The organism is Salinispora tropica CNB-440, assembly GCF_000016425.1.
GTDB lineage: Bacteria > Actinomycetota > Actinomycetes > Mycobacteriales > Micromonosporaceae > Micromonospora > Micromonospora tropica.
The window spans coordinates 3,236,747-3,261,037 of the sequence record NC_009380.1 but is presented as its reverse complement, the minus strand read 5'-3'; the positions used below and the strand labels follow the sequence as shown (position 1 = coordinate 3,261,037).

General features: G+C 69.6%; 21 protein-coding genes. 8 read left to right on the top strand and 13 right to left on the bottom strand.

Annotation, left to right across the window (positions count from 1 at the left end):
• Window positions 1-228: 228 nt before the first annotated feature.
• Both STROP_RS14265 and STROP_RS14260 read left to right on the top strand, forming a co-directional pair.
• Window positions 229-2,025 carry an ABC transporter ATP-binding protein gene (locus STROP_RS14265; RefSeq protein WP_012014064.1) on the top strand — a complete coding sequence of 599 codons (1,797 nt, stop codon included), beginning with the start codon at window positions 229-231 and terminating at the stop codon, window positions 2,023-2,025.
• Window positions 2,022-3,845, top strand: coding sequence for an ABC transporter ATP-binding protein (locus STROP_RS14260; RefSeq protein ID WP_012014063.1), 1,824 nt, complete (start codon window positions 2,022-2,024; stop codon window positions 3,843-3,845). Before STROP_RS14265 ends, STROP_RS14260 begins: the two co-directional genes overlap by 4 nt.
• 67 nt (window positions 3,846-3,912) lie before the next feature.
• Here STROP_RS14260 and STROP_RS14255 read toward each other — a convergent pair whose 3' ends face one another.
• Window positions 3,913-5,379 (bottom strand): aldehyde dehydrogenase family protein, encoded by a 1,467-nt coding sequence (locus STROP_RS14255; RefSeq protein WP_012014062.1) that lies wholly within the window; start codon window positions 5,377-5,379, stop codon window positions 3,913-3,915.
• A 149-nt stretch (window positions 5,380-5,528) separates the two neighbouring features.
• On the opposite strand from STROP_RS14255, the gene STROP_RS14250 reads away from it, so the two are divergent.
• Window positions 5,529-5,876 (top strand): VOC family protein, encoded by a 348-nt coding sequence (locus tag STROP_RS14250; protein WP_012014061.1) that lies wholly within the window; start codon window positions 5,529-5,531, stop codon window positions 5,874-5,876.
• Between the two features lie 76 nt (window positions 5,877-5,952).
• Here STROP_RS14250 and STROP_RS14245 read toward each other — a convergent pair whose 3' ends face one another.
• The gene (locus STROP_RS14245) at window positions 5,953-6,762 is read right to left on the bottom strand and encodes an SDR family oxidoreductase (RefSeq protein ID WP_012014060.1); all 810 of its coding nucleotides are present in this window, start codon (window positions 6,760-6,762) and stop codon (window positions 5,953-5,955) included.
• 237 nt (window positions 6,763-6,999) lie between these two features.
• Window positions 7,000-8,199, bottom strand: coding sequence for an acyl-CoA dehydrogenase family protein (locus STROP_RS14240; protein WP_012014059.1), 1,200 nt, complete (start codon window positions 8,197-8,199; stop codon window positions 7,000-7,002).
• A 68-nt stretch (window positions 8,200-8,267) separates the two neighbouring features.
• On the opposite strand from STROP_RS14240, the gene STROP_RS14235 reads away from it, so the two are divergent.
• Window positions 8,268-9,356: a class I SAM-dependent methyltransferase gene (locus STROP_RS14235; protein ID WP_012014058.1), complete on the top strand. Its 1,089-nt coding sequence runs from the start codon at window positions 8,268-8,270 to the stop codon at window positions 9,354-9,356.
• Window positions 9,357-9,510: 154 nt separating this feature from the next.
• On the opposite strand, the gene STROP_RS14230 is transcribed toward STROP_RS14235, so the two are convergent.
• From STROP_RS14230 to STROP_RS14215, 4 genes are all read right to left on the bottom strand, one after another.
• Entirely contained in the window at window positions 9,511-9,810 is a 300-nt protein-coding gene (locus STROP_RS14230; RefSeq protein WP_018833575.1) for an acyl carrier protein, read from the bottom strand.
• Window positions 9,811-9,860: 50 nt separating this feature from the next.
• Window positions 9,861-10,514 (bottom strand): NADPH-dependent FMN reductase, encoded by a 654-nt coding sequence (locus STROP_RS14225; RefSeq protein ID WP_012014056.1) that lies wholly within the window; start codon window positions 10,512-10,514, stop codon window positions 9,861-9,863.
• Entirely contained in the window at window positions 10,511-11,614 is a 1,104-nt protein-coding gene (locus STROP_RS14220; protein ID WP_012014055.1) for an LLM class flavin-dependent oxidoreductase, read from the bottom strand. The genes STROP_RS14225 and STROP_RS14220 overlap by 4 nt, the downstream gene beginning before the upstream one ends.
• A gap of 207 nt (window positions 11,615-11,821) precedes the next feature.
• Window positions 11,822-13,132, bottom strand: a complete 1,311-nt coding sequence (locus STROP_RS14215) for a condensation domain-containing protein (protein WP_230582391.1) — start codon at window positions 13,130-13,132, stop codon at window positions 11,822-11,824.
• A gap of 60 nt (window positions 13,133-13,192) precedes the next feature.
• Between STROP_RS14215 and STROP_RS14210 the strand changes: the two genes are divergently transcribed.
• On the top strand, window positions 13,193-14,158 hold the full coding sequence (locus STROP_RS14210) for a ferritin-like domain-containing protein (protein WP_012014053.1): 966 nt from the start codon (window positions 13,193-13,195) through the stop codon (window positions 14,156-14,158).
• A 1-nt stretch (window position 14,159) separates the two neighbouring features.
• Window positions 14,160-15,179, top strand: coding sequence for a methyltransferase (locus tag STROP_RS14205; protein ID WP_012014052.1), 1,020 nt, complete (start codon window positions 14,160-14,162; stop codon window positions 15,177-15,179).
• Window positions 15,180-15,223: 44 nt separating this feature from the next.
• Here STROP_RS14205 and STROP_RS14200 read toward each other — a convergent pair whose 3' ends face one another.
• The 4 genes from STROP_RS14200 to STROP_RS14185 all read right to left on the bottom strand — a co-directional run bounded on the left by STROP_RS14200 (window position 15,224) and on the right by STROP_RS14185 (window position 19,519).
• Window positions 15,224-16,426: a cytochrome P450 gene (locus STROP_RS14200; protein ID WP_012014051.1), complete on the bottom strand. Its 1,203-nt coding sequence runs from the start codon at window positions 16,424-16,426 to the stop codon at window positions 15,224-15,226.
• A 593-nt stretch (window positions 16,427-17,019) separates the two neighbouring features.
• Complete coding sequence (locus STROP_RS14195; RefSeq protein ID WP_012014050.1) at window positions 17,020-17,460, bottom strand: hypothetical protein; 441 nt, start codon at window positions 17,458-17,460, stop codon at window positions 17,020-17,022.
• 400 nt (window positions 17,461-17,860) lie between these two features.
• Window positions 17,861-18,220 (bottom strand): MmcQ/YjbR family DNA-binding protein, encoded by a 360-nt coding sequence (locus tag STROP_RS14190; RefSeq protein ID WP_012014049.1) that lies wholly within the window; start codon window positions 18,218-18,220, stop codon window positions 17,861-17,863.
• Between the two features lie 48 nt (window positions 18,221-18,268).
• On the bottom strand, window positions 18,269-19,519 hold the full coding sequence (locus STROP_RS14185) for a condensation domain-containing protein (RefSeq protein WP_012014048.1): 1,251 nt from the start codon (window positions 19,517-19,519) through the stop codon (window positions 18,269-18,271).
• Between the two features lie 157 nt (window positions 19,520-19,676).
• Between STROP_RS14185 and STROP_RS14180 the strand changes: the two genes are divergently transcribed.
• Window positions 19,677-20,885, top strand: a complete 1,209-nt coding sequence (locus tag STROP_RS14180) for a cytochrome P450 (protein WP_187151550.1) — start codon at window positions 19,677-19,679, stop codon at window positions 20,883-20,885.
• A 233-nt stretch (window positions 20,886-21,118) separates the two neighbouring features.
• Window positions 21,119-21,541 carry a VOC family protein gene (locus STROP_RS14175; protein WP_012014046.1) on the top strand — a complete coding sequence of 141 codons (423 nt, stop codon included), beginning with the start codon at window positions 21,119-21,121 and terminating at the stop codon, window positions 21,539-21,541.
• A 73-nt stretch (window positions 21,542-21,614) separates the two neighbouring features.
• Here STROP_RS14175 and STROP_RS14170 read toward each other — a convergent pair whose 3' ends face one another.
• Complete coding sequence (locus tag STROP_RS14170; RefSeq protein WP_012014045.1) at window positions 21,615-23,309, bottom strand: MFS transporter; 1,695 nt, start codon at window positions 23,307-23,309, stop codon at window positions 21,615-21,617.
• Between the two features lie 96 nt (window positions 23,310-23,405).
• Entirely contained in the window at window positions 23,406-24,161 is a 756-nt protein-coding gene (locus STROP_RS14165; RefSeq protein ID WP_012014044.1) for a 4'-phosphopantetheinyl transferase family protein, read from the bottom strand.
• Between the last annotated feature and the right edge of the window lie 130 nt (window positions 24,162-24,291).

Sequence of the window (24,291 nt, the reverse complement as noted above, 5' to 3'; positions counted from 1 at the left end):
ATTCGCCCGGGGAATCGCGAGAGCGTCGACGACGTGGTGGCGGTGGTGGTGTCGGGTGCGGGCTGACGCCTTGTTTTCGGCAAGGAAGCCACGCTACACACTACAGACCCGACACAACTGTTCCCTGGGGTTTCGACAAAGACTATCATTCCGCTTGCTGGGCCCCGGCGGGTTGACCGGGCGTCCGGCCTGGTCGTACGGCAGGCGCGGGCGGAGACGAGGTGACCGATGGCCACCGCAAAGGTGACCGACATCGAGCAACGTGGCCGGCGGCTGCTCCGGCACCTGATCCGTCAGGAACGCCGTCGGCTCCTGTCGGCGGTGCTGCTCGCCGTAGCGGCGGTGGCCTGTCAGCTCGTGCCCTACCTGATGGCCTACCGGGTCGCGGTCGAGCTGGTCACCGAGGTGGATCCGGATGGTGGTGCCCTGACCCGCTACGCGCTCGTCGCGTTGGTCGCCATCGCCGCGGGTACCACGCTGATGGGCGGAGCGTTGGCGATCAGCCACCTGTGCGCCTACTGGCTGCTCTATCGGCTACGCCGGCGTATCGCCAACCGGCTTGCCGTGCTGCCGCTCGGCGAGGTGAGTCGGCGGGGGAGCGGCGCGATCGGCAAGCTGGCAATGGAGGACGTGGAGCGGATCGAGGTCTTCGTCGCGCACATGCTCCCCGACGCCGTCGCCAGCCTGAGCGTGGTCGCTGCCACCACCGTGTGGCTCTTCGCCATCGACTGGCGTCTGGCGCTGGCCGCTGTCGCGGTCGTTCCACTGGCCCTGCTCGGCTTGCGGCATGCCACCCGGGGCTCCGGAACCTGGGTCGCGCAGTGGCACGGCGCGGGTATGGCGATGAACCAGGCCATCACCGAGTTCCTGCACGGCATCAAGACCGTCAAGGTGTTCAACCGGCAGTCCGACACGGTGGCCCGAGCCACGGGCGCAGTGCGCGGCTACGTTGCGGCGGAAACCCGCTGGGGCACTGCCTTCCTACCGGGAGGCGCGGCGTACTTCACGGTGATGGCCGCGAACGTGGTCGTCGTTGTCCCGGTGGGGCTCTGGCTCTACCGGGACGGCGCGGTCGACCTGCCCACCCTGCTGCTCTTCCTGCTGCTGTCGCTCGGCTACACAGCCCCTCTGACCAAACTGACCGGGTACAGCTCCCAACTCCGCCAGGTCCGCTTCGGCGCGGACGAGATCGCCGCGCTGCTGGATGCCCCAGCCTTGCCGGACACCCACCAGCGGGTGCCGCTCGGTCCTGCCGCGGTCGAACTGACCGACGTGACGTTCGGCTACCGGCCGGACCGTACGGTGCTCGAGGGGGTTACGCTGCGTGCCGAGCCGGGCGAGGTCACCGCAATCGTCGGTCCGAGCGGTTCGGGCAAGACGACCATCGCGCGGCTGGTAGCCCGATTCTTCGACGTCAGTGCCGGTACGGTCACGGTAGGCGGCGTCGACGTTCGAGAATTGGCGGTCGACCAGCTCATGGACACCGTCGCGGTGGTCTTTCAGGATCCGTTCCTGTTCCACGACACCATTCGGGCCAACCTGACGCTGGGCCAGCCCGATGTGGACGACGAGTCGGTGTACCGCGCGGCCCGCGCGGCCCGCTGCCACGACTTCATCCTCGCCCTGCCACAGGGCTACGACACCATCGTCGGTGAGCGGGGCGCGACCCTCTCCGGTGGAGAACGGCAGCGCATCTCCATCGCCCGCGCCCTGCTCAAGGACGCACCGGTGGTGGTGCTGGACGAGGCTACCGCGTCCACCGACCCCGAGAACGAGGTGTTGATCCAGCAGGCGGTGGCCAGTCTCGCCGCCGGGCGCACCCTGCTGGTCATCGCGCACCGGCTGACCACTGTCCGGAACGCCGGCCGGATCGTGGTGATGACCGACGGGCGGGTGGTCGAAAGTGGCCGCCACGAGGACCTGCTGCGGGCCGGTGGAACGTACGCCGGGTTGTGGGAGGACGCGACCACCAGCGCCCGGTGGAGCCTGGGCGCCACCGACACGCGGAGCGGAGCGAGCCGATGACGACCACGCCCTCGCCCTCGACCGCTCCCGTTCGGCCGCCGTCCACCCGCCCGGTGGCCGGGCGCACCGCCGCCCTGATTCGGCGGCTGTGGGAGCTCTCCGACCCACAGCTGCGTCGCCAGCAGCTCTGGGGGATCGCCGCCCGGATGGCAGCGGCGGTCTGCACCGCCGTGCCGGTGTGGCTGCTGGTGGTGGTTCTGCAGCGGCTGCGGGAGGCGAACCTGGGCGGGCCCGCGATCAGCCAGGGGGAAGTCCTCTGGTGGACCGTCGGCATCGTCGCCGCGGTGCTTGGTCAGTTCGGTTTCGACCTGGTCGCCCAGCGGCAAAGCTGGGTCGCCTCCTTCGAACTGCTCGGCGAGCTGCGCCTGCGGGCGTTGCAGCACCTGCGGCGGCTGCCGCTCGGATACCACACCAGCCGGCAGAGCGGTGACCTCACCGCACTCGTCACGCATCACCTCAGTGAACTGGAGCCGGTGGTGTTCGGCGCGATCCCCACCATCATCGGCGCGGCCCTGCTACCGATCGTGATCGCCGTGGGTCTGCTGCTGGTGGACTGGCAGATGGGGCTGGCCGCGTTGGGCACCGTGCCGCTGGCGATGCTGGTGTACGTGTGGTCGCAACGCACCTTCGCGCGGCTGGCGGCCGAGCGCGCCCGGGCCGGTGGCCAGGCCGCGGCGCGCTTCCAGGAGTACGTCTCCGGCATCGCCGTCGCCCGCTCCCACGGCGCCACCGGCGACCGGGCGGACCGCCTGGCCCGTGCCCTGCTCCGACACCGTGACGCCAGCATCGGTCTGGTCAGCCGCCTGGTGGTTCCGCTGGTGCTCTTCCTGACGGTGATCGAGCTGGGCCTGCCGGTGGTTCTGCTGGTCGGCGCGTTCCTGCTGATCGGTGGTGACCTGGCGCCGGCCACCTTCCTCGTCTTCGCGGTACTGTCGCTGCGGGTCCATGGTCCGCTGCGGGCCATGGGTGAGCAGACCGAGAGCCTGCGGGTCGGTGAGGCGGCCCTCGACCGGCTTGGCGCGCTGCTCGCCGAGCCCCTGCCCCCTGAGGTCCGGTCGGGCCCCCGGCCGCAGGGGCACGACGTGGCCTTCGAGTCGGTGAGCTACACCTATCCAGGTGCCACGCGGCCGGCGCTGCGAGACGTCACCTTCACCGCGCCGGCCGGTACGGTGACCGCGCTGGTCGGCAGCAGCGGTGCGGGCAAGAGTACCTGTCTGCACCTGCTGACCCGGTTCTTCGCACCCGATTCCGGCACCGTGCGGGTGGGCGGCGTGGACCTCCTCGAGTTGGACGACCGGAGCCTGTTCGACGCGGTGACGGTGGTGTTCCAGGACAGCTACCTGTTCAGCGAGTCGGTGTGGGACAACATTCGCTTCGGCCGGCCGGAAGCCACCGACGAGGAGGTGCGGCGGGCCGCCACACGGGCCAGGGTGGACGAGATCGTGGCGCGACTGCCCGAGGGCGGTGACACTGTGGTCGGGGAAGGGGGTACCACCATCTCCGGTGGCGAGCGACAGCGCGTGTCGCTGGCGCGTGCGATTCTCAAGAACGCTCCGATCGTGCTGCTCGACGAGCCGACGGCGGCGATGGACGCCACCAACGAGCGGCATGTGCAGCAGGCGCTGTCTGACCTGATCCGGGACCGAACGGTGCTGGTCGTGGCGCACCGACTGGGTACCGTCCGGCACGCCGACCGGATCGTGGTGCTCGACGACGGGGCGGTTGTCGAGGCCGGCCGACACGACGAACTGCTGGCCCGGAAGGGCCGCTACGCGCGGATGTGGGCCGAGCAGGAGACCGCCCGGTCGTGGCAGCTGTGAATCCGCCGGCGTGTCCCGCGTGGCCCTTCCCGGGTCGGTGTTCCGCCCGTTCGGTGCGGCGATTTGTTCAGCTGGCGATCCACACGTTTTTCGGACGGAGGAACTCCCGCACGCCGGCCTCGCCTCCGATACGACCCCAGCCACTCTGCCGGACGCCGCCGAAGGGCGCCGACGGTAGCACCCCGGGAACGCCGTTGACCCAGACACTGCCGGCGGCGACGGCCCGGCTCACCCGGTGTGCCGTCCGTAGGTCGCTGGTGTGTAGGTACGCCCCGAGTCCGTAGCGGGTGCCATTGGCCAGCCGGAGGGCCTCCTCCTCGCTGTCGAAGGGGGTGAACGCCAGCACCGGCCCGAAGATCTCCTCCTGGGCGAGTTCGCTGGCCGGGTCCACATCGGCGAAGACTGTTGGTCCGATGAAGTATCCGGCAGCGAGGTCACCCCCGAGCCGCTCGCCGCCGGACAACAGGCGACCGTGCCGGGCTCCGCGGGCCCGCTCCACGACCCCGAGGATCCGTCGGCAGGCGCCTTCGCTCACCACCGGGCCCATCATGGTGCGTTCCTGGGCGGGGTCGCCGACCGGGACCCGGGCCAGCCGGGCGGTCACCGTCCGCAGCATCTCGTCGTAGACCGAGGAGTGGACGAGCACGCGCGTGCCGTTGGCGCAGCCCTGCCCGCTGAGCGCCACCACACCGCTCATCGCCAGTCGGGCCGCCATCCGGATGTCGGCGTCGCCGAAGACGACATGCGCGGACTTGCCGCCGAGCTCCAGGCCGACCGGGACCAGGTGTTCGGCCGCCGCTGCGAGAATCGTGCGTGCGGTGTTCCCGCCACCGGTGAAGTGCACTTTCCCGATGTCGGGGTGCCGGACGAGCGCCTCGCCGCCGGCCGCCGCGCCGGGCACGACGTTCACCACACCGGGTGGGAATCCGGCTTCGAGCGCGAGTTCCCCGATCCGCAGCGCGGTGAACGGCGCGAGTTCCGATGGCTTGAGCACGACGACGTTGCCGGCGGCGAGGACGGGCGCGAGCATCTGGGCCACGGAGACCAGCGGCCCGTTCCACGGGATGATCAATGCCACCACACCGTACGGCTCGTCAAGGGTGTAGTCGACGGCCCGTACGGGCCAGGTCGGCACCACCTGTCCGCCGATCTTGTCTGCCCAGCCGGCGTAGTAGCGCAGGTGTTCGATCGCGACACCAGGCATGGCGGAGGCGAACTGCCGGGGGCAACCGTTCTCCAGGGTCTGCAACCCGGCTAGGTCCGCCGCGTCCCGCTCGACCAGGTCGGCCAGGCGCAGCAGAAGGTCCCGCCGGACGTTGCCCCGGGTCGCGGCCCAGGCGGCCTGTGCGGCCCGGGCGGTGCGGACCGCCGTGTCCATCTCGACGGCGCCGCCGAGCGGCACCTCGGCGGTGGGGCGGCCGTCGCCGGCGTACACGTGCTGGTGTACACCCCCGGTGGGGTCGGTCGACCGCGTCTCCCCGATGAGGAGGCCGGTGTCCGGGATCAGGTCGGTTGGGGCGGCGGTGACGGGCACGGCGGGACCTCTTCTGCTCGGTACGCCAGTGAGTGGCGTCAGGTTAGCTGAGCATGTTGGGTTGGATTCTAGTGTAGTTTGTTGTGTTAGCGAGCCCGCCCGGTCGGGTGGTGACGATTCGCCGGATCGATGACTGGAGGAGGTCGGTCGTGGCAGGACATCTGTCGTACTTCGAGTTCGGAACGCCGGACGTGGCGGTGGCCAGCGCGTTCTTCACCGAGTTGTTCGGGTGGAAGGTGCAGGCGCAGGAGCACGGTGGGTCGATCGACACCGGAAGCGCTGTGCCCGGTGGCATGCATCGCGACCCGGGCCCGCCGCAGCACTACCTCTACTTCGCCGTCGACGACATCGAGGCCGCCATGAAGCGGGTGGTGGAGTTGGGCGGTGAGGTGGAGCCGATGCGCCCCGCGACCGAACAGTGGGGTGCCTTCGTCGAGTGTCGGGACAACCAGGGTCTTCCCTTCGGGCTGCACCTACCACCAAAAGCCACCGCCTGACCCGCGCGGGGGCCGCGCCCGGAAATCGCCGGGTGCGGCCCCCGCGGTGTCGGTGCACTCCCGGGCGTCGGCGGGGTCACTGCTCGTCGGTGAGGAACCGGCCCGGCACGTACCCGGTCCGTGCGGTGGAGAGACCACCGTCGACCGTGACCACCGAGCCGGTGACGTAGGAGCCGGCCCGGCTGCACAGGTAGATGACCGTACCGACGATGTCCTCCGGCCGGCCGATGCGCTGCAACGGCGTGACCGCGGCGATCTCCTCGCCGATGGCCTCGAGCACACCAGCCATCATCCGGGAGGGAAAGCTGCCAGGGGCGATCACGTTCGCGGTCACCGTGGGAGCGAAGTCGTGGGCCAACATCCGGGTGATGTGGTGGATGGCCGCCTTCGCCGCGGCGGCCGAGTAGGTCGGCATCTCGGGCACCCGCTGGGCGTCGGCGCTGCCGATGTTGACGATCCGGGCCGGATCGTCGGCGGTGCCGGCTGCACGCAACAGCGGCGCCAGCTCGCGTACCAGGAACAGTGGCGCCTTCAGGCTGATGTCCAGCACGCTGTCCCACGCGGCGGCGGGGAACTGGTCGACCGGGGCGGTCCACGCGGTGCCAGCGTTGTTGACCAGGATGTGCAATCGCTCCTCGCGCTCGGCGATCTCGCGGGCCAGCCGGGCGCACTCCTGTTCCTCGGACAGGTCAGCCGGGATCGCCACGCACTCGCCACCGAGGGCGGTGAGCTCCTGGGCGACGTCCGCACAGTCGGATTTGGTTCGGGCGGTGAGGTAGACCCGGACCCCAGCCGAGGCGAGACCCCGCGCGATCATTCTCCCGATCCCCTGGGTGCCGCCCGTGACGAGGGCGGTCTTTCCCGCTACCGAGAACAGCTCACTCATGACAACCTCCAGAGGCAAGATACTTCATCACGGTACGATGCCGAACACGCTGCTGCCTACCCCGTCCCGGAGAGCGCGGTGCTGCGCGGAGCGCGCACGGCTTCCGGGCGCTGTCGCTGGTGCCGGATCCCCGTCGGATAGCCGGCGGGAAGCCCGGCCGCGTCGCCACGAGCCTCTTCTCCATCGTCTGCCGCTGGGCAACCACGAACGAGGCCCCGCCAGGGCGACCAGATTCGATCAGAGCGGACCGGATCCGCCTTCCGCGCCGACGGCCAGTGCGCCGAGCGTGGCGTACGAGTCACGGCCGGCCACGAAGTGCTGGGTAGCCGTGTGCAGGTCGCGTAGCCGTCGTTGCAGCGGCGAGGCCTCGTAGACGGCGGTGCCACCGGCCAGCTTGTGCGCGGTATCGACCACCTGGCCGGCCAGGCTGGTCACCTGGGCGGCGGTCGCCCGTAGGCGGGCCCGGTGGAGCGCTGTCGAGGTTCCCGCCGATGCCTGCGCCTCGGACGCCTCGGCATACAGCAGGGCCCGGGCCGCGCGCAGCACGGTCTGCGCCTCACCGAGCCGGTCCTGAAAGACCGGTGCGGAGGCGAGACGCCGGGCGCTCAGTGCCGGCCGTTTGCCACCGGCTGCCACCTGGACGAGATCTGCCAGTGCGCCGTCGGCCAACCCGACGGCGATCGAACCGATGATCAGGCTCGACTCGGCGATTCGGTGTACCGCCTCACCGCCCTGCTCGCTCTCCGCGACGACGGCGCGGTACGCGGGCACCCGTGCCTTCTCGACGGCTACATCGTGGCTGGCGGTCCCACGTAGACCCAGCACCCGCCAGGTGTCCAGCACTCGGATGTCCCGCGCGGGCACGTACAGGATGCGAGTGGCCGGTACGCCGTCGTCCCCGACCGGCACGCTTCGTCCGGTGACAACCACGCAGCTCAGGTAGAACCAGGACGCCCGCGGGCTACCGGTGACGAACGGCCACTGACCGGTGACCCGCCACCCGGTGTCGGTGTGGCGGGCTCGGCCCTTCGGCGCCACTGCCCCGGCGACCAACGTGTCGGGGCCGTCGGCGAACACGTCCTCCACCGCCTCGGCGGGGCCACACCGCACGATCAGGTGTGACAACGCCACCTGGCCGACGGTCCAGGCGGTGGCGGCGTCGGCCCGGGCGAGTTCCTCCAACACGGCCAGCACGTCCGGCAGGTCCAACTGGTCACCGCCGTGGCTGGCCGGTGCGAACATCCGGAAGCACCCCGCGTCGCGGAGGTCGTCGACGAGGTCGTCCGGCAACCCGCGTTGCTGCTCGATCTCCTCCGCCCGCTTCGTCACGTGGGTCGCCAGCTCGCGTACCCGTGCCAGCGTTGGGTTCACGTCCTTCTCCTCAGTGTAGTGTGTCGGGTGTGCGGACCGTATCTCCCGCTGACCGGTGCTGTCCATGTCGACTTCGACGGGTTAGCGTGTGACGAGACAGCACATGCCATACGCATCTCGTCCGGAGGATGCCGATGACCGCCCCCACCGACACCCAGGCCCGGGTCCTCGCGGTCCGGATGTGGAACTCCCTGCTGGCAACCCAGGAGCTTCTGTCGATGTACCTCGGGGTTCGCCTGGGGCTCTACGACGACCTGGCGACCAGGGGCCCCGGCACAGCGAGTGAGATCGCCGTGCGAGCCGGAGTCGACCCGCGGTACGCCCGCGAGTGGCTGGAGCAGCAGGCAGTAGCCGGCGTGCTCACGGTCGACGACCCGAACCGCCCGGCCGCGCAGCGGGTCTTCGCCCTGCCCGCCGCGCACGCCGAGGTGCTGACCGTGACGGACAACCCGGTGTCGATGGCGGCCCTGGCCGTGCTGCCGTTGGGCGGGGTCGCGGCGGCGCTGCCGGCGCTGCTGGCGGCGTATCGCAGCGGTGACGGCGTACCGGATGCGGTCTACGGTGTCGACTGGCGCCAGGGACACGCCGGCGCCAACCGGGCGATGTTCACCCACCAACTGGCGGGCTGGCTGCGTCGTTTCGCCCCGGACGTGCACACCCGGCTCACCGCCGGGCCGGCGCGGGTGGCGGATGTCGCGTGTGGCGCCGGGTGGGCCGGCATCGGCCTGGCCCGTTCCTTCCCGTCGATCACCGTCGACGGCTTCGACATCGATGCTGACGTGATCGCGGACGCCCGTGGGCACGCCGCTGACGCCGGATTGACCGACCGGGTCTCCTTCGTCGCCCACGACGCGGCGACCCCGGATCTCGCCGGCCGTTACGACCTGGTCTGCCTCTTCGACGCCCTGCACGAGATCGCCCGGCCGGTGGAGGTGCTGGACACCTGCCGGCGGCTGTGCGTGGAGGGCGGCACCGTGCTGGTGCTGGATGCCCGAGTGGCGGAGCGGTTCACCGCCCCGGCCGATGAGATCGAACGCTTTCAGTACGCTACCAGCGTGCTGCACTGCCTGCCGGCCTGCCTGAGCCAGCAGCCCTCCGCTGGTACCGGCACCGCACTACGTCCCGACCAGATGCGGCGACTGGCGGCCGACGCGGGCTTCGCCGCCGTCACCCAGCTGCCGATCGATGACCGGTTCCATCGGCTCTACCGCCTGATCGGCTGAGGGGGAACCGCTGCCGCCGGCAGCTCCCCGGTGCGCACCGTCCACCGGCGGATGTCGGATCGGGTCGACGGCAGCCGCGTAGCGGCCGCCTCGACGGAGCACGACGGGGCCGGCCACCACCCTCGCGGCGGCCGGCCCCACGACGGGTGGGGAGTCAGGACTCCGCTGCCTGCTCCCGGATCCGGTGCAGAACATGCTCCTGTACCGCGTGCAGGGTGGTGATCGACCGCGCGGTCTTCTCGTCGATCGGATCCAGGTCAAACTCGTCTTCCAGCGCGAAGGCCAGCTCCATCAGGGCCAGCGAGTGGAAGCCGAGATCCTGGACCAAGGCCGTCTCCGTGCCGTGGAGACCATCCGGGCTGGGTGCCAGGTCGAGCACGATGGCCTTGACCTGGGTACGGATTTGCTCGTCCGACATTGTCGGCCCTGCGAGCATCGGGGTCTGCTCACTCATGGTCGCTTATTCCTTCCGGATCGCCTGGCTGAGCGGGGCTGAAACACAGGTCAGGGGACAGGTGCGGGTTCGGCGAGGTGGGGCGAGAGCGGTGTCGGGGGCCGGCAGCCGTGCAGCACGGCGGCGAGCACCGGCACCGCAGCTTCGGTCCATCCGGCGACCGCGGACTCGAGATCGCCGAACTCCTCCTCGAGTACCGCGAGGCCCCGTACTGGCACCACAGCCCCCAGTTCGACCAGGAGCGGTCGAAGCTGAGCGTCCGGGACGAAGCGGTGTTGTGCCCACCCAGCCGTCATGACCGGTACCGCGACCGTGCCCGGCCGCAGCCCCTCGCGGGGAAGCATGTCGAGGAAGAGTTTCAGCAGGCCGGTGTAGGAGCCCTTGAAGGTCGGGCTGACCACCACCAGGAGACCGGGGCTACGGACCCGGGCCAGCACCTGTTCCAGTGGCGCGTTCCCGGCGGCACCGGCGATCAGTCGGGACGGCAGGTCCGGTCCCAGTTCCGCCAGATCCACCAGGTGTGGGTCGGCGAGGTGGACGCCGAAGTCGCCGAGCCCGGTGCGTAGGGCCCCGGTGAGGTGCCGGGCAACGGTGAGGGTGCGGGACTCCCGTCGGGGGTTGCCGACCAGCACGGTCGTCGGGACAGCCAGTGACTCGGTCGGTAGGAGGGCCCGTCGGGATGCAGGTTGTCGCAGATCGGTCACCGGTCTCCTTCCGGATCAGCCAGCAGCCCTCGGTGCCGCAGGATCGGCAGGACACCCTCACCGAAGGTGTACGCCTCCTCCAGGTGCGGCTGGCCGGAGAGGATCAGGTGATCCAGACCTAACGAGTGGTACTCCTCGATCCGGTCGGCCACGTCGGTGTGGCTACCGACCAGGGCCATCCCGGCTCCCGGCCGGACCAGTCCGTAGCCGGCCCAGACGTTCGGGTACACCTCCAGGTCGTCGGTCTGTCCCCGGTGCAGAGCGGCCATCCGGCGTTGCCCCTCGGATTCGGTCCTTCGGAATCGCTGCTGTGCGGCGGCGATGGTGTCCGGGTGCATCCGATCCACCAGGCGCCGGGCCACCTGCCACGCCTCGTCGGCGGTGTCGCGGCTGATCACGTGGAACCGGGATCCGTAGGACAGATCGCGGCCCTGCGTGTCGGCCCGGTCGCGAACCTTCTTGACCAGCGCCGCCAACGGTTCCGGTGGCTCGCCCCAGGCGAGGTAGACGTCGGCGTGACGGGCGGCCACCTCGTGCGCGGCGGAGGAGGAGCCGCCGAGGAACACCGTCGGCCGGACCGGGGGCTTTCGGGTGAGCCGGCCGGCACGAATCCGGTAGTGGACCCCGTCGAAGTCGTACGGGTCACCCGTCCAGGCCCGGGACAGGACCTCCAGGAACTCGTCGGCGCGGGTGTAGCGCGCGTCGTGGTCGAGCCAGTCGCCGTAGCGCAACTGCTCGTCCCGATCGCCCCCGGCCACGACGTTGAGCAGCAGCCGGCCGCCGGAGACTCGTTGCAGGGTTGCGGCCATCTGCGCGGCGACGGTCGGGGCCAGGGATCCGGGACGGACGGCGACCATGAATCTGAGTCGGCGGGTGTGGCCGGCCAGCGCCGTCGAGACCAGCCAGGGATCTTCGCAGAACAGCCCGGTCGGGACGAGGACGCTGTCGAAGCCGAATCGGTCGGCGGCGCTGGCTACCTGGCCGAGGTAGTCGATCTCCGGTGCGCGCCGGACGGCCTGCGCCGGGGTGCCGTCCGGGGTCTTCGCCACCTCACGTCCGTCCCCGTGGGACGGGAGAAACCAATGCAGGTGAAGTGACATGTGGACCTTCCTGTCACAGCATCGACCGGGTGAGCGGTGCCCCGCGGTACGGCCCGAGGAGTCGTCCGCCTCCTGCGCGTATACCAGGTAGGACTGGTCGAAGCCTCTCAGTAGCGGCATGCGGTGTCAAGAGTGTGTGGTGTTAGTGCTGTGTGGTTTCTCGTATTTTCCCAGCGCCACCTGCGGACCGGTGGGTGACAGTCCGGATCAGACCGGCCGGGCGGTGCCCAGCGGGGCGGTGGGCGCCGCGGTCAGGGTGGTGGCCAGGTCGGCGTACCCGGAGAGGAATCGGTGCGCCTGGGCCGGGGTGTACGCGGCGGTGGGGTGGTAGAAGACGACCCGCAGATCCGCCGGTCCCACCGGAGCGATGGCCAACTCGAACCGGAACCGGCTGCCCAGGCCTCGAGGGACCAGCAGTTCGAAGCCGAGACCCGCCGCGACCGTGCGGTGCTGCGCCTCGGCCATCACGTTGAACAGCACGTCGTCGGCGCGGCGCCCACCGGCGCGCACCGCGTCCGCCGGCAGCATCTGGTACGGCAGGTCCTGGTAGGTGAAGGCGCCGATGGCTGCGGAATGCGCCTGCCCGACGAGATCGGCGAAGGTGGCTGCCTGTCCGACCCGGGCTCGCAGCAGCACCATGTTGGCCAGCAGACCCACGGTCTCCCGCAGTTCGGGGCGGGACCGGTTGGCGAACATCGACGCCACCGCGAGGTCGTCCTGGCCGGTGACCTGGTGCAGGTGGTGGTAGAAGACCGCCAGCAGCACCGCGAAGAGCGTGGTGCGACGGGTTCGGGCCAGAGCTCGCAGCCGGGTGACGGTCTCGCGGTCGAGGTCGATCGCCACATCCGCGGTGGCCGGCCGATCGCCGTTGGTTGGTTGGTCGTCCGCCGCGGCGGGCAGCGCCGGTAGTTGACTGCCGGCCAGTTGCCGGCGCCAGTAGTCCCGGTGTCGTTGTAGCCCGTCGCCGTCGAGGAGTTCCTGCTGCCACTCGACGAACCGGGTGTACGGCCAGCCGGTGTCGGGCAGCGGTGAACTCGCTTCGGTCGCCTGGGCGTACAGCGCGCCGAGGTCGCGGAAGAGAATCCCGGTGGACCAGGCGTCGGTCACCAGGTGGTGCAGGTTCAGGCAGAGCAGGTGTGTGCGGGCCCCGAGCCGCCACAGCGTCGCCCGGGCCGGCCACTCGGTGGGGTCGATCGCGGTGCGTAGCTCGGCGCGCAGCGCCTCGTCGACCGCACCGTCCGGGTCCGGATGGTCGGACAGGTCGATCCGCCGGGTCGGCACCGGGGCCGGCGGGTGAACGATCTGGGCCAGCCGGGCTCCGCGTCCGGTGAAGGTGGTCCGCAGCGATTCGTGCCGGGCGGCGAGCCTGGTCAACGCGGCGTCGAGCGCGTCAGCGTCCAGGTCGCCGGTCAGCCGGCACAGTAACGGACAGCTCAACGCACCGAAGTCGGCACGGTAGTGTTTGATCATCCAGAGAAGACGCTGGGACACCGATGCTGGCGTTTGTCGTGTGTTCACGAAAGCGACGATAGCGTCAGTGGATTGGCATTGGCCGGCCCGATCGGTACGTTGTGTCGTATGAGCCTTGTTGTGCCGACCCAGGTCGACACCACACTCAACTGGGACTACGAAGCCACGGATCCTCGGCTGATGGCCCTCTATGAGCGGGCCAAATCGGCCCAGTGGAAGGTGTCCGACGTCGACTGGACGGTGGACGTGCCGTTCGGTGAACCGCTTCCTGACGACTCCGCGTTCGCGATGGCTGCGTTCGCGGATTCTCCGCTCGCGGCACGCGGTCGGGCCGCCTGGGACGACTTCCGCTGGGAGTTCCAGTCATGGATGGTCAGCCAGTTCCTCCACGGTGAGCAGGCGGCCATGGTGGTCGCCGCCCGCCTGGTGGCGGCGGTACCCGACCTCGACAGCAAGTTCTGCGCCGCCACCCAGGCCGTGGACGAGGCACGTCACGTGGAGGTCTTCTCACGGTATCTGCGAGAGAAGATTCCCGAGCCGTACGAGGTGTCGCCGCCGTTGCGGGAGTTGCTCACCGACATTCTCTCGGACTCGCGGTGGGACGTGACCGCACTCGGCATGCAGATCATGGTCGAGGCGATCGCGATGGCCTCGTTTCGACTGTCCAACAGCAGCTTCCACGATCCGCTGATCAAGAACCTGACCCGCCTCGTCGCCCGGGACGAGGCTCGGCACGTCACCTTCGGCGTGCTCTCTCTCCGCGGCCTCTACGGCCAGCTGACTACGGCGGAGCGGGCCGAACGGGAGGACCTGGTCCTCGAAGCGGCATCGTTGATCCGCCAGCGCTTTCTGCTCGGCGACATCTGGCAACGCTTGGAGGTCGACCGGGCCGAGGGAGTCTCGTTCGCCGCGTCGCACGAGCTCATGATCATGTATCGGCAGGCGGTGTTCTCACGGGTCGCGGCCGCGCTCGGCCAGATCGGACTGATGACCCACCGGGTCCGCGTGGGCCTGGACAAGCTGGGGCTGCTGCGGTTCGCCGGTGAGCGGCTGCGCGTACGAGAGGGGCGTTAAGATGGCCGGACGGCCGCGGCTCGACCTGGACGCCGTGGTCCGCCTCGGCGAACTCGGTGACCAGATCACCCCGTTCGCCCTGCGGGCCGCCTGTGACCTCCGCGTCGCCGACCTGCTCGCGGACGGTCCACGGACGGTGATCGACCTGGCCGAGGCTGCCGGGGCTGATCCGGGCGCACTGCTGCGGCTGCTGCGGGCACTAGCGGCCCGGGGAGTCTTCACCGAGGTGGGTGAGGCGGAGTTCGCTCTCACTCCGTTGGCCGAGCCGCTCCGCGGGGATCACCCGATGTCGCTGCGGGACAGCTTCACGGTGCTCGACTCCGACGTGCGCTCTTGGGCCCAGATAGGACACACCCTCCGGACCGGCAGGCCGGCCTTCGAGCGGGTGCACGGCCGAAGCTACTGGGACCATCTGGCCGCCAACCCGGCAGAGAGCGCCCGGGTCGACGACTGGATGCGTAGCATCAACCGGCTGCACCTGCGGACGCTTCTGGGCGCCTACCCGTGGCGGCGCTTCGGCACGCTGGTCGACATCGGCGGTGGCACCGGCGGCTTCCTGGCGGGGCTGTTGGCCCGGTTCCCGGCGGTCCGCGGCGTGCTGTTCGACCTGCCGCACGTCGTGGCAGGTGCCCCGGCGGTGCTCACCGGTGCCGGGGTCGCGGATCGCTGCGATGTGGTGTCCGGCAGCGCCTTCGACGCGGTACCGGCCGGCCGCGACGGATACCTACTCAAGACGGTGCTGCCCGGATTCGACGACGACGACGCGGTCCGGATTCTCGGCGTCGTCCGCGCCGCGATGCGGCCTGACTCCCGGTTGGTGCTCTTGGAAGCGGTGCTGCCGCCCGGGGATACCTTCGACGTGGCGAAGCTGTTCGACGTCCACGCGATGGTGCTCACCGGCGGGGCACACCGCAGCAGTGCGCAGACCGGCGCGCTGCTGGAGCGGGCCGGGCTACGGCTGGGCCAGGTCATCGCGACGCCCACGCTGACGGTGTTGGAGGCGCTGCCGACCACCGAGTGAGGCCGTCGGTACCGCGCGCCGGGGAGGTGCCGACGAGGGGTGGCTCACCTGTCGCCGATTCGCACCGGCACCGAGGCGTACGCCCGGAAGGGGGTGTTCGGCTCCCGGACGGTGGGGCCGTCGGGCTCCAACACCGCGAGTCGGGCCAGCCGGTCGAAGACCACCGCACCCTCCATCCGGGCCAGGAAGGCGCCGAGGCACAGGTGGGCACCGCCGCCGAAGGCGACGTGTGGGTTGTCCTGGCGGCCCACGTCGAGGCGGTCAGGCTGGGCGAACCGTCGCTCGTCATGATTAGCCGAGCCGATCATCAGCACCAGGACTCGACCCCTGCGGATGGTCCGGCCTCCGATCTCGATCGGTTCGCGAACGTAGCGAGCGGTGCCCTGGATCGGTGCGTCCCAGCGGAGGAACTCGTCGACGGCGGTCGTCACCAGCGAGGGGTCAGCACGCAGCCGGGCGAGCTGGTCGGGGTGGGCCAGCAGTGCCGCGGTGCCGGTGGTGATCATATGTACGGTCGTCTCGAAGCCGGCGAAGAACGAGAAGACGGTGTTGTCCACGATCTCGTCGGCGCTGAGGTTGTCCCCCGACTCCTCGGCGTCCAGAAGTCGGGAGAGCAGGTCGTCGCCCCGGTGGGACCGGCGTTGTTCCAGGAGGGCACCGAGGTGTTCACGCAGCCAACTGACGGCCTCGTCGGCTTCGGTCCGGGCTTGTTCCGGGACGACCGCGGTGAACGCTCGGCCAATGTTCGTCGCGTGGTGGCGCACGTCCTCGGTGGACTCCGGTGGGATTCCCATCAGCCGGCAGACCACCCGTACCGGTAGCGGATAGGCCAGCTCGGGAACCAGGTCCATCCGGCCGGCCGCCAGGGCCGGTGCGAGTAGTTCGTCGACCAGGTCCTCGATGTGGGAGCGCAACCGCCGGACCACCGCAGGAGTGAACGCTCCGCTCATCAGCCGGCGTAGCCGGATGTGGTCCGGCGGGTCGCGGTAGAGCATGACCCGTTGGAAGAACGCGCTCGCCGGGCCGTCGCCGACGGAGATTTCGTGGTAGCCCGCTGGGAACTCGCTGCCGAGGCGGGGGTCATGTTGCAGGTTGGTGACGTCGGCGAATCGGGTGACCCCCCAACTGCCCGGTCCGAGCCGGCACAGCGGACCGGCGGCACGTAGGCGGGCGTACTCCGGGTAGGGGTCCTCGACGACGTTCGGGTCCAAGGCGTCGAAGCGTGGTGCCAGGGCCGATGTGGTCATGGTGTCTAGTGTGTGTCGTGTCTACTGTTCTGGGCAAGCCCGGCGGTCCGTGACACGACACCAGCGCGAACGCCGGGACACTGGCGGTGTGACGCCGACACCGACATGCGCGCCGGGCACCTGGCCGAGTGCCCAGGTGCCCGGGTCTCGCCGGACCGGCATTTGTCGCTTCGGCCGAAATCAGTCCCTCTCGTTGTGGAACCGAATCTGCGCCCGGATTCGGTTACGATGTGTCTCGTAAACGGTGACAATGAGTTTGTCCGGCGGCGGTCTGTGGCTTCGGGATGTCCACTGTTTTCTCTGGTTCGGCCGAGTTCGACGCAGGAGGGAAGGGGTGACGATAACGTTGTCTTTTGGTTGCGGGCCGGTTAATCGTCGGCCCGGTTGTCTACGTGGCTCAACGGTTGACCGGGCGCGGATGACTGCTGTCAATGGGTCCGGTCGTGGCCGGAGCGTCGCGCAGGGCCCGGTCGCGACCGACGACGACCGGGGGTGCGGGCGCTGGCCCGCATGGCCTGGTGGCGGGCAACCACGCCCCGTCGTTCGACAGCCGCGCCCCGACGTCACCGGGCCATGCCGCTGGCCGGCCGGGATCAACCTCGGTCTCGTCCGGCGAGCGAAACAGCGCAGCCGCGGACGATGCGGCCGTCCGCAACGACCAGGTGTATCCGACGGCGACGGGCCGCCGGCCGCAGGTGCGTCCGCAACAGGCGTCCGATCTGCTCGGACGCCATCAGTCGCCCGGTGTGGTGCCGTTCCAGTATTGTCCGTTCGGCTCCGTACCGCACGACCACGGCGGCCCCTCCCTCGGTCGCCGCCGCGGCGACTTGGACCAGGGAGGCGAAGCCGTCCTCGTCGACCGTGGTCACCTCGGTCAGGTCGAGCTCGACACGCTCCAGCCGTGATTCGACGTGGCCGAGCATGTAGTCCGCGACACGGGTTACGTAGCCAGCGGTTCTTAGGGTACAGCTACCGCTGACCGAAATCGCGACATCGGTGGTGCTTACCCTTCGGGCCTTGACCATCGGCAACATAATTCCCCCTCCTGTTGGAGCTACACCCTAGAGCGGACGAACACGGTGTGGGAATATCCGATCGGCCCAATCTATTGAGCATTCACGTTGGATCTGATCGATGCCAGGAGGTGATCTTAGAAGGAATGGTACGACACGGGCGGAGCGGTTCGTACCTTGGCAATTCGAGATCGATAATCTGAAGGGGTGGGGTGGTAGCGTGCCTCATCGCAGACACGACGACGGTTTGTCGCATATGGAGCTACTTGCCGGATGTCGGGTACGGTACCGTCGCGATGGCCGGATCCTCCTCCGCGTTCGGAACGGTAAATCACCTGAAGCGACACTGCCGCTACCCTCCGCTGGTGTGAGCGGTCGTCTGGTGCGCATCCAGTGACTGGTCGCCGGCGCGGAAGCCGGTCTAGTCCGGAGTGTCGCCGTGTCGCGCGTCGAAGGCGGTCACCAGACGTCGAGGCGCGCGCAGCCGCCACGCCTCGGTGAGTAGTTCGCCGAGTTGGACCGGGTCGACCCGGTCCAGCCGCGCGCTCGTCCAGCCCTGCCGCCCCCAGTGGTTGTCGGGCGCGGAGAAGGTCGCTGGGTCCTCGGCCAGCAGCTCTGCCTGATCCTGCGGGCTCAGCCGCAGCATGACCGTGCCGGCGCCAGCGGGGAGGGACGCGAAGATCTTGTTGCGTACCCTTAGGTCGGCGTTGTCGAAGTGGGCGCTCGCGTGCGCCTCCGGGAGGGTCAGGGCTCGCTGCCGTACGTCGTCTTCGCTGATCATTTCTCCTCGGTTCGCCGCGGTGACAGTTCGCTTTGGTTCACTGGTCCCTCAGGCGACCAGGACATCGCGCAACTCGGCCAGGGGGACGTCGGTGGCCGCGACGGTGGCCCGGACCAACGCGACGTAGCCCCGTACGAAGGCGTCCGCCCATCCCGGGTCGAACTCCGCCCGGGAGCAGAGCAGCAACACCGAGAGAACGTCACCCTGCGGTACGACGACGAACTCCAGTGCGAAGCGCCGCCGTTCCAACTGGGCCGCCATGTCGTCGAGTTCCTCGCCGGCCATGTCAGCCCGGGGCAGCAGACTTCCCAGCAGCTGGAACAGCACGTCGTCGGTACGGCCGGTCCCGCCGACGACGGTGTCCGGGGGAAGGAGTTGGTGCGGCAGATCCTGATGGCGCATAGCTTCCATCACGGTGGTGCGGGTCTGGGCGATCAGCTGTCCGAGGGTGGCGTCCGCGCCGAATCGCTCTCGTAGCAGCACCATGCTGGCGAAGAAGCCCACCGTCTCGCGGACCTCGGGCCGGCTCCGGTTCGCGAACAGCGAGGCGATGGTGAGATCGGACGCTCCGGTCTCCTGGTGAAGCAGGGCGTAGAACACCGCCAGGGTGACCGGAAACAGCGTGGTGCGGTGCCGGCGTGCGAGCTGTCGGAGACCAGCCGTGGTGTCCGCGTCGATATAGTGTTCGATGGAAATCCATGGCGGCTCGCCCTCGGGCACCGGTCGCCGCCGTCGGGCCGGCAGCTCCACCAGCCGCGCGCCGGTGAGCTTTTCCTTCCAGTATCCGGTGAGCCGGTCCAGACTTTCCCCGGAGAGCTGCTCGTGTTGCCAGTTGGCCCACTGCGCGTACTGCCACTGCGGGTCGGGCAGGTCAGTCGCCTCGCCGACCTCGCGTGCGTACAGGGCCCGTAGATCTCGCGCGAGTAGCGCGTTGGAATAGTCATCCGAGCAGTAGTGATGCAGGGTGAGCAGCACCAGGTGATGCTCGGGTGCGATCCGCAGCACGAGCGGGCGTAGCGGCCACACCGACGCCTCGACCGGGGCGGCGACCTCGGCGGCGATCACCCGCTGCGCGGCGTCCGGTTCGCCGGAGACGTCGGTCAGCGGCACCACAAGTGACCGTGGCTCGTGGACGAGCTGGCGCAGCCGGCGACCCCGTGGGTAGGTGGTCCGCAGCGGCTCGTGTCGCGCCGACAGTGCGACTACCGCACGGGTCATGGCGTCGTGGTCGTACGGGCCGCGTAGGCGCCACAGGACTTGCTCGTTGAGGGCGCTCTCCTGACCCCGATAGTGATCCATGAGAGCCAGGAGGCGTTGACCGACGGAAGCGGGTTCCTCGCGCACAGGGCGAGCCTATAGCGGGACCTGACGAGTGTCGACATTCTCCCTTGAGCGTGTTGCGTGTGACCGTATGTTGGGTCTTGCTGTTCGGGGTAGACTCGCGGATAGTCTTCTCATGAGAGCCAACACCGCGCGCCCCCATCTGTCCGCGGCGTTCCTGGCGACCAAGGACGACCCGTATCCGGCCTACGCCGAACTGCGTGCGCGAGGGCCCCTGACCCGTGCGGAGCTCGGCCAGTGGCTGGTCACCGGCCACGGCGCGGTGTCGGCCCTGCTGCGTGACGGTCGGCTGGAGAGCCGGATGCCGGCGGAGTACACCCGGCTGACCCTGGGCGACAGCCCGGGCGTCGACTTTCTCCACCGGATCGTGCTCACCCGGACCCCGCCGGAGCACACCCGACTCCGCCGGTTTATCGGTCGGGCCCTGGGCACACCGGTGGTGCGTCGGCTGCACGACCGTATCGCCGCGGCGACGGACGCGTTGCTGGAGCCCGCCCTCGACCGGGGGCGGCTCGATGTGGTGACCGAGTTGGCGGTGCCGTTGCCGGTCGGCGTGGTGTGTGACCTGATCGGCATCCCGACCGGCGACCGCCCCGCGGTGCTGACTCGGGTCACCGCCCTGGCAAAGGTGTTCGACGCGGCCAACCTCAGCCCGGCGGATCTGGCCGACATCAACACCGCGCTGCCCTGGCTACACGACTACTTCGGGGACCTGCTTGCCGTGCGCCGTGCCGGCTCGGGCGGCCCCACCCTGACCGAGATGTATTGGGAGGAGTCCGCGTCGGACCGGCTGGCGGTGGCCGACTTCGTCGACAACATGCTCTTTCTGTTCCACGCCGGCTTCGAGACCACCATGGGCCTGGTGTCCAACGGCGTCGCCGCCCTGCTCAACAACCCGGAGCAACTTGGTCGACTGCGGGCCGACCCCGCGCTGGTGCCCTCGGCCGTGGAGGAGTTTCTGCGGTACGACGCGCCGATCCAGAACGTCATCCGGGTGGCGCGGAAGCCGGTCGAGGTGGCCGGGCAGAAGATCCGCGCCGGTCGGACGGTGCTGCTACTGCTCGGGGCTGCCAACCGGGACGAGGAGGTCTTCGCCGACGCGGAGCGGCTGGACGTCGGTCGCGATCCCAACCCGCACCTCGGGTTCGGCGGCGGGCTGCACCACTGTGTCGGCACCGCCCTGGCCCGGCTGATGGCGGTGGTCGTCTTCGAGCGTCTGGTCGACCGGGTCACCGTGCTCGGGCCCGCCGCGCCAGCGGTTCGGCGCCGGCACGCCAGCCTCCGGTCGTACGACCATCTGCCCCTCGCGGTGGCGGCACGCTGATGCCGCGTTCCCCGGGCCGTGCGGCATCCCGGGTAGGGTGTGGTGTCGCTTGTTGCAAGTGCCCGGCGAGAACCAGTCTGGGACGGTGCGCCGCCCGGGGCATCGGCCGGACGGTCCCGAAGACCTGACAGCGGTGATTTGTTCCCTGCGTCGTGTCGGAAAGGCCACGACGGACGCATAGAGTAGTTTCGTCCTGCGTCAATCCGCGTAGTACCGAGTCCGAGGAGAGTCCCATGGCCGATTCCTCCGTCGCGCCCACCGTCGCCCCGTACCTCGCCTACGAAAACCCGGCGGAGGCCATCGCGTGGCTGACCGGCACGTTCGGCTTCACCAAGCTGGCCGTCTTCGACGACGGCCAGGGCAACGTCTACCACGCTGAGCTCCAGGTCGGCGACCATGGTCTGATTATGATCAATGGTGCCAACTCGACCCTGCGCATCGGCGAGCCGTTGGCGCTCGGCGCCGCGTCGGCTGGCACCTTCGTCCGTCGGGAGACTGACACGGAGGTGAACGAACTTCACCGTAAGGCGGTGGCCGCCGGTGCGGAGATCCTGCTCGAACCGGAGGCGAAGCCGCACGACTCGTACGAGTTCACCTGTCGTGACCCGCAGGGGCACGTGTGGACCTTCGCGACCTACCGGACCAGCCTCGGCTGACTTCCACTCGTTCCGACTGCGGTCTCGGTCCCACCGAAGCGGGACCGAGACCGTGCGGCGTTCAGGGACGGATTCAACGGCGGGGCAGCAGGAAGCTACCCACCAGCGCCAGCACGAAGCTGATCACGCTGTACCAGAGCGTGCCCACCATGGCCCGTTGGAAGCTGATCTGGCTCGCCTCGAACGACCGCTGCTCGATCACCGCGGTGGTACCGCTGCCCGCGGCCAACCCAGCGCTGTCGCAGCCCGCTGGCGGCAGGGTCGGGTCGGCCCCGCCGAGCTGGCTTTCGAGGCAGTCGCGGAACCGGTCACCGATCTCTGCCGCCTGCGTGTCGGCGACGCCCACGGCCACCAGGTCCGCGCGGAGCTCCGGCACAACGGTTGCGGTGGCGTGGGGCGTTTGCGCGGCCAGCAGGCTGAAGAACAGCGTGCCGCAGGCGGCGATACCGAGGGTCACGCCGATCTGGTAGTTCGCGTTGACCACTCCGGAGGCGGATCCGGCCTGGTTTCCCGGGACGTCGGCGAGCGAGTAGCCCATCAGCGGCGGGAACGTCATACCCATGCCGGCACCCCCGATGAACATCGGCACCAGGAGCTGCCAGATGCTCACCTGTGGGGTGCTGTCGATCACCCACATGAACCAGAACATGCTGGCGATCAGCAGCACCAAGCCGAGCTGAAGGCCCGTCCGGCCGATTCTGGGCGTGATCGCCCGGGCGGACAGCCAGCCGAGCAACGGCACGGCGATGTCCCAGGGTAGGCCGGACAGACCGGCCCGGAGGATGCTGTATCCCACCCCGATCTGTAGGTAGATGGTGATGACCAGGAAGAACGACATCACCGCGCCCTGGAAGAGGAAGACCACCACCAGACCCGCGTTGAACGAGCGGTGTCGGAACAGCGACATCGGTACCAGCGGTGAGTCGGTACGGGTGCGCTGGTGCTGGACGAACACCGCGAAGACCAGCAGGCCGCTGACCATGCTGGCGTACGTCCACACCGGCCAGTCCTGCTCCCGGCCCTGCACCAGCGGGTAGACGAGCAGCAGCACCGCCAGCGTGATCAGAACGGCTCCGACCAGGTCGAGCCGTTCCCGGCGATTGGCTTCCGACTCCGGCAGCAGCACCCGCGCGGCGATGAACGCGGCGATCCCGATCGGCACGTTGACCAGGAAGATCGCCCGCCAGCCGAGCCCCGCGATGTCGGCGGTGGTCAGCAACGCGCCAACCAACGGGCCGCCCACCGTGCCGAAGGCGAGCGCGGCGCTCATCGCGGCGAACGCCCGGCCGCGCTCCTTGGGCGCGTAGAGGAGCTGGATGAGGGTGTAGACCTGCGGCACCATTATCGCGCCCATCGCGCCCTGCACGAACCGGAGGACGATCAGCTGTTCGGGGGTCTGGGCGAGGCCGGCCAGCAGCGAGGTGAGGGTGAACCCGGCGACGCCGATGAGGAACATCCGACGGACGCCGACGATGTCGCCGAGCCGACCGGAAATGATCAGCATTGAGGCGAATGCGAGGGCGTAGCCGGCCACCAGCCACTGCATCGTGGCGGCCGTCGCGTCGATGCCGTCGCGGATCGACGGCAGCGCGACGTTGACGATGGTGATGTCGAGCAGGTCCAGCACGAATCCGGTGAGCACCACGACGAGCGCGAGGGTGCGCTTACGTCCGGTGATCGGTGGGACGAACTCGTCGGGCGGTGCCGGCGCGGGCGCCTGCACCGTGCCGGTCTCGGCACTGGATGGCGTTCGGGTGTCGTCGGACATCAGATCCCTCTCTGGGCTCATCGGACGATGCAGGTGGAACCAGTTCTCCGCCGGTGCGTCGGCGCGTGGCGCTGACACACCGCGGCAGGCAGGTGGCTATGGAGGAGCGGTGCCGGCCGAGCGGCGGAATCGGTCGGCGAGCAGGCCGCCGTCACGGATCGACACCGTCAACGGGCGGCCCAGGCTGGCCAGCGCGGCTGTGTAGCCGGGGGGCGCCGCGAGATCGGCGAGATGGGGGGTGGCCGGGGGAGCGGACTCGGCGGCCCAGTGCAGGAGACCGGCCGGTTGGTCGGGCCGGGTCACCACGATCGCTGCCGGGTCCACCGTCAGGCCGTCACCGGTCGCCTTGAGGAGTGCTTCCTTCCTGGTCCAGTACCGGATGAACCCGGCAAGCCGGTTGGCCTTGTCGTGGCTGGCGAGCGCCGTTCGTTCCTCGGCCGCCAACGCGCGCACCGGGATCGTGTCGCGGCGGAGACCGATCCGCTCGACATCTACCCCGACGTCGGTGCCGCAGGCTACGGCGATCACACACCATCTCCCGGAGTGCGAGACGGAGAAGCGTGCTGGTGTCGCCGGTGACCACAACACTGGTTTGCCGTGCGGCCCGCCGCACCGCCGACAGGTTGCCCGGAACCGCAGTGTCTCCGGGGCGACGTCGAGCAGGTGTCCGAGCACCAGCCGGGTGACGGACCGCGCGGTGAGGAATGCGCTGCGACCCGCCGGGTCACCGAACCCGGCGTGCCGGTGGCGCTCCCCCTCGTCCAGCAGGGAGAGTAACTCGGCGTCACTGGAGCCGGAGATCGGTGCCCACCAGACCACGCAGGTGCCCTCCGCCGGGAGTCCGGTCGCCATGGTGGTGCCACCTTTCCGTCGGCCCCGACCGGCCGCCCACGTCGCTGCTCACATCAGTGGCGTGTGTGACGCTTATAGTAAGTAGATTGTTCTTTCTACTCTACGTGCCTGGACTCGGTTCTGTGCCACT